General features: G+C 69.0%; 6 protein-coding genes. 5 read left to right on the top strand and 1 reads right to left on the bottom strand.

Annotated elements, in window-relative coordinates; all coding sequences use genetic code 11:
* Window positions 1-7 precede the first annotated feature (7 nt).
* The 5 genes from LOY02_RS16790 (at window position 8) to LOY02_RS16770 (ending at window position 4,738) form a co-directional block, all read left to right on the top strand.
* A complete protein-coding gene (locus LOY02_RS16790) occupies window positions 8-1,435 on the top strand; it encodes a TrkH family potassium uptake protein (protein WP_410505966.1) in 1,428 nt (475 codons plus the stop codon).
* Window positions 1,428-2,096, top strand: coding sequence for a TrkA family potassium uptake protein (locus LOY02_RS16785; protein ID WP_317183517.1), 669 nt, complete (start codon window positions 1,428-1,430; stop codon window positions 2,094-2,096). Before LOY02_RS16790 ends, LOY02_RS16785 begins: the two co-directional genes overlap by 8 nt.
* Before the next feature lie 187 nt (window positions 2,097-2,283).
* Window positions 2,284-3,867 (top strand): DUF4389 domain-containing protein, encoded by a 1,584-nt coding sequence (locus LOY02_RS16780; RefSeq protein WP_317183516.1) that lies wholly within the window; start codon window positions 2,284-2,286, stop codon window positions 3,865-3,867.
* 53 nt (window positions 3,868-3,920) lie between these two features.
* Complete coding sequence (locus LOY02_RS16775; RefSeq protein WP_317183515.1) at window positions 3,921-4,259, top strand: metalloregulator ArsR/SmtB family transcription factor; 339 nt, start codon at window positions 3,921-3,923, stop codon at window positions 4,257-4,259.
* Complete coding sequence (locus LOY02_RS16770; protein WP_317183514.1) at window positions 4,256-4,738, top strand: SRPBCC family protein; 483 nt, start codon at window positions 4,256-4,258, stop codon at window positions 4,736-4,738. Before LOY02_RS16775 ends, LOY02_RS16770 begins: the two co-directional genes overlap by 4 nt.
* Window positions 4,739-4,836: 98 nt before the next feature.
* On the opposite strand, the gene LOY02_RS16765 is transcribed toward LOY02_RS16770, so the two are convergent.
* Window positions 4,837-5,442, bottom strand: coding sequence for a DinB family protein (locus LOY02_RS16765; protein WP_317183513.1), 606 nt, complete (start codon window positions 5,440-5,442; stop codon window positions 4,837-4,839).
* Window positions 5,443-5,552 lie beyond the last annotated feature (110 nt).

Raw genomic sequence — 5,552 nt, 5'->3', positions numbered from 1 at the left:
GGGCCTGATGGAGATGAGAGTGTCAGCACGTAGCGACCGGATCGTTCTGGCGGCAGCAGCCCCAACCGCGCCGGCGACGCAACCACCGCGCGATCTGCCGCGTAGGCGGCGGTCCCTGCTTCGCCACCCCTCGCAGGTGGTCGTGTCCGCCTTCGCCATCGCCATCGCCGTGGGCACCGTGCTCCTGTGGCTGCCCCTGTCGCGCTCCGGGCCGGGAGGCGCGCCCCTCGTCACCGCGCTCTTCACCGCCACGAGCGCAGTGTGCGTGACCGGCCTCGTGACGGTGGACACCCCGACCTACTGGTCCGGCTTCGGCCAGCTGGTCATTCTCGGTCTCATCCAGGTCGGTGGCTTCGGCATCATGACGATGGCCTCCCTGCTCGGCATGCTCGTGTCCCGCAGGATGGGCCTGCGCACCCGCATCACGGCGGCCGCGGAGACGAAGAGTCTCGACCTCGGTGACGTGCGCCGGGTCCTGCTCGGTGTCATGCGGGTGACCCTGCTCTTCGAGCTCTCGGTGGCGGTGCTGCTGACGGCACGGTGGGCGCTCGGGTACGACGAGCCCCTCGGGCGCGCGATCGAGCTGGGCGTCTTCCACTCGATCTCGTCGTTCAACAACGCCGGGTTCTCCCTCTTCAGCGACAACCTCATCGGGATGGCCGACGACCCGTGGATCCTGCTACCGATCGCCCTCTCGGTCGTCGGCGGCAGTCTCGGGTTCCCCGTCATCATGGAGCTCCGGCGGCAGCTGCGGCCACGCAAGTGGAGCCTGCACACCAAGCTCACGGTCGGCATGACGGCGGTCCTCCTGCTGGGCGGGACGCTGTTCGTGACGGCCGGGGAGTGGGGCAACGCCAACACGCTTGGCCCCCTGCCCACGGACGAGAAGGTCCTCAACGGGTTCTTCCATGCGGTCATGCCGCGGACCGCCGGCTTCAACGCCTGGGACTACGCCGAGGTCACCGACGGGACCCTGCTCGGCACCATCATGCTCATGTTCATCGGCGGCGGCTCCGCCGGGACCGCGGGAGGAATCAAGGTGACCACCTTCGTCGTCCTCTTCTTCGCCATCCTCGCCGAAGCGCGCGGTGAGAGGTCGGTCAACGCCTTCGACCGGCGCATCGACACGCGCACCCAACGGCAGGCGCTCACCGTGGCCCTGCTCGGGATCGCCGCCATCGTGGGCGCGACCCTGCTCCTCATCGAGCTCACCGACCACTCCCTCGCGGCCGTCCTCTTCGAGACGACCTCGGCCTTCGGGACGGTCGGGCTGTCCACGGGCATCACCGCGTCGCTGCCCGGCTCGGCGCAGGTGGTCCTCGTGATCCTCATGTTCCTCGGACGCCTCGGTCCGATCACGCTCGTCTCGGCTCTCGCGCTGCGTGATCGCCAGCGCCGCTACCAGCTCCCGGAAGGAAGGCCCATCATTGGCTAGGCACATCGGTCAGGGCGGCGGCGTCGTCGTCATCGGTCTCGGACGGTTCGGCAAGTCGCTCGCCCTCGAGCTGGAGCGCGACGGTATCGAGGTCCTCGGGATCGACACCAACCCCAAGGTCGTGCAGTCGCTCGCCAACCGCCTCACGCACGTCGTCGAGGCGGATGCGACTGACGACGCAGCCATGCGACAGCTGTCGGTGCACGAGTTCGACCGGGCGGTCGTCGGTATCGGATCGCACCTCGAGAGCAGCGTCCTCAGCACGTCGGTCCTGCTCAGTCTGGGAGTCCAGAACATCTGGGCCAAGGCGATCAGCCAGTCCCACGGACGCATCCTCAGCCAGCTCGGCGTCCACCACGTGGTTCGCCCGGAGCACGACATGGGCAAGCGCGTCGCGCACCTCGTCCGGGGCCGGATGCTCGACTACATCGAGTTCGACGACGGCTACGCCATCGTCAAGGCCCAGCCGCCCCAGAGCATCCTGGGCCTGCCACTCGGCGAGTCGCGCGTCCGCTCCAAGTACGGCGTCACCATCGTCGGCGTCAAGCGGCAGGGGGCCGACTTCACGCACGCCACACCGGAGACCGTCGTCTTCGCAGGCGACCTCATCATCGTCTCCGGTGAGCGACACGGGGTGGAACGGTTCACCGACCAGAGCTGAGCTGCGTCGTCGCCCGGCGGTATACCGCCGGGCCGGTACCGTCCGGAGCCGACCTCGTCCCTGGTCGCCCGAGCGCAGCGTGACCCCCGCAACGCGGATCTCCCGGCGGGCAGGCGCAAACCCTGATCTCGTGGCCTGCCCGGGCGTACGGTCGAGGGACAGCTCGGCCAGGACTGGGGGTCCGCCAATGAGGTCACGCCACATCGCCGCACTCGTCATCGGGTGCCTGATCGCAATGCCCGGGATCGGAATGCTGCTCGGCGGGGCCGCTCTCGGAGGGATCTACGCCTTGGGCAGGGACGACGCTGGCTACTTCAACAGCAGTCTGCGGACGGTGCAGACGTCCACGGTCGCGGCCACGATCGAGGACGTCCTGATCGACATCGACCCGCTCTCGCAGCGCTGGGTGGCCGACCAGCTCGATCTGGACGTCCGCGTTCGGGCGACCCCGACCGACCCGCAACAGGAGGTCTTCCTCGGGATCGCACCCTCCGCCGAGGTCGAGGGCTATCTCGCCGGAACGGCCCACGACCGGCTCACCCGCGTGGAGCGCGGAGCCCAGCAGTACGAACGAGCAGACGGTGACTCCGAGGTCGCCGCGCCGACAGAGCAGGACTTCTGGGTCGAGCAGGACTCCGGAAGCGGCACCCGCGAGCTCTCGTGGGAGCTCACCTCGGGCCGCTGGGCGCTCGTGATCATGAACGCCGATGGATCCCCCGGGGTCGCCGTCGCGGCAACCTTGTCCGCCCACGCCGAGTTCCTCCTGCCGCTCGCGTGGACCCTGATCGGGATCGGTCTGGTGCTGACGGTGATTGCCGCGCTGCTCATCGTGTATGCCGTGAGGCACCGTCAGACTGGCCCGCCCGGTGTCGCTCCGGCTCAGGTCGTTGGCGCCGACCGGACTGGCGCGGTCTCAGACACGGGCGTGGGCGCCCCCGGAGTTGCGGGCGCAGCCGCGGGCGGAGCGGCGGGCGGCATTGCGGGCGCAGCCGCGACGCCAGTCGCGCTGACATCCCCCGGAACGCCTGTGGTCATGACGGCCCGGCTCGATCCTGCCCTCTCGCGCGGGCTCTGGCTGATCAAGTGGTTCCTCGCGATCCCCCACTACATCCTGCTGGGGTTCCTCTGGGCGGCCTTCGGCGTGGTGACCGTCATCGCCTGGTTTGCGATCCTGTTCACCGGCTCCTACCCACGCCCACTCTTCGACTTCAACGTCGGAGTGCTGCGGTGGACGTGGCGGGTGTCGTACTACAGCGGTCCCGGAGGCCTGGGCACGGACCGCTACCCGGCGTTCAGCCTCGACGAACAGCCCGACGACCCCACGACGTTCGATGTCATCTACCCGGAGCGGCTCTCTCGGGGCCTCATCTTCGTCAAGTGGCTCCTGGCCATCCCACACCTGGTCATCACCGCGCTCCTCGTGGGCAACGGCTGGCGCTGGTCCACCGATTCGGACGGGAGAGGCTGGGACACGGAGTGGGGTGGCTTCGGCGTCCTCGGCCTCCTCGTCGTCATCGCCGGGGTCATCCTGCTCTTCTCCGGCGAGTACCCGAGGGGGCTGTTCGACCTCATCATCGGTCTGAACCGGTGGGTGTACCGGGTCGGCGCCTACGTCGCGCTGATGACAGACGAGTACCCGCCCTTCCGTCTCGACGCCGGTGAGACCGAGCGTCCCGGCCCGCCCCACGGACCGCCGACGCCGGGGCCGCCTCCACCAGCTTCCGAGGCCGCGCCGCCGCCCACGGATGCGCACCCACCACCGATGCGATAGGGACGCCGCTGAGGCGTTGACATTCCCATTCCGTAAGTGAATACTTACGGTTCATGGTCACTTACCGAGACGCAGATGGCTGGATGGCGCTGGGTGATCCCACCCGACGCGCCATCGTCGAGTTCCTGGCCGAGCGCCCCCGCGCTGTCGGCGAACTCGCTGCGGAGCTCCCGGTGAGCCGGCCCGCAGTGAGCCAGGCGCTGAAGGTACTCAAGGACGCCGGACTCGTGAATGAGCGTGTCGCCGGCACCCGCCGGATCTACCGACTCAATCCCACTGCCGTCGCCGCCCTGCGCGACCAGCTCGACACCTTCTGGAGCCGCGCGCTGGCCAGCTACGGAGAAGCCGTGGAGCACGCCACGGCCGAGCCTGAATCAGAGGAGAGGTCATGACAGAGACAGCAACGACGGTGGTCCGCAGGCAGATCGTGGTCGCGGCCTCCGCGGAGAAGGCCTTCGACGTGTTCACCGAGCGGTTCGGCGACTTCAAGCCGCCGGAGCACAACCTCCTCTCCGTGCCCATCGCGGAGACGGTCCTCGAGCCCCGCGTGGGCGGGCACATCTATGACCGCGGAACCGACGGCAGCGAGTGCCGCTGGGCTCGGATCCTCGTCTTCGAGCCTCCACGGCGACTGGTCTTCAGCTGGGACATCGGTCCGACGTGGCAGCTCGAGACCGATCCGTCGAACTCGAGCGAGGTCGAGGTCCGCTTCATCAGCGAGACCGCCGATCGCACCCGGGTGGAGCTGGAGCACCGGAACCTCGACCGGCATGGTCCTGGCTGGCCGGCCGTGTCCAAGGGTGTCGGCGAGGAACAGGGCTGGCCCCTGTACCTCGAGCGCTACGCCCAGCTCTTCACTCAGCCCAGTTAGCCATCACCGCCGGCGAGGACGGGTCGGGTCGTCCGGCCTGCCCTCGGCGAGCGTCCAGCCCACACACGACGGTGTCGGCGATGCGAGTGCAGGAGACGTCACTGGCCGACGCGACCGTCGATGCGCTCGCGCAAGAGGTCGGCGTGGCCGCAGTGTCGCGCATACTCTGCGATCTGGGCGACGAGCATGTCGCGAAGCTGGAGGTCCGCTCCGTCGGGGCCCAGGTCGGAGGCCCCTGCGTTCATGGTGCCGAGGTCGGCAACCCCCGCCACGAACTCGTCGGTGAGCTCGACCTCGGTCCGCCACTGCCGCCAGGCGTCCTCCACGACGGCCGGATCGGCGACCGCGCCGTTCCAGTCCCCGTCCCGGTCCTCCTCGGTGCAGTACAGCTTCGGAGCGTCTTCGCCGGCCATGACCCGGCGCACGTGTCGCTCCCCCTCGGCCAGGTGCCGGACCAGCCCGAGCAGAGACATCGTGGACGGGGGTACGGACCGTCGGGCGAGCTGCTCGGCGTCCAGGTCGGCGCACTTCATTTCGAGGGTCAGCCGATAGTGGTTCAGATACCCGAGCAGGATCCCTCGTTCGTCGACGGCCTCGTCAGCGGCCTCGCGCGGGTCATCGTCGGGATCCACCCACATGTCGCGGTACACGGTGGATTGCGTCCACCGCTCCGGCCCTCGTCCACTCGCATCCGAGGTGGTCACCTGGGCATCGTCGCGACCCTCACGCCCGGGCGCCACCCAATATCCATGGGTTCGCGCACAGGCCACACACGCTCCATCTGCCGTATGCCGCTGAGCTGGGAGAGCGCCTC

Origin of the sequence: Intrasporangium sp. (genome assembly GCF_032907665.1) — a bacterium.
In the GTDB taxonomy this organism is placed as follows: domain Bacteria; phylum Actinomycetota; class Actinomycetes; order Actinomycetales; family Dermatophilaceae; genus Intrasporangium.
This window is presented reverse-complemented; position numbering and strand designations above follow the sequence as displayed.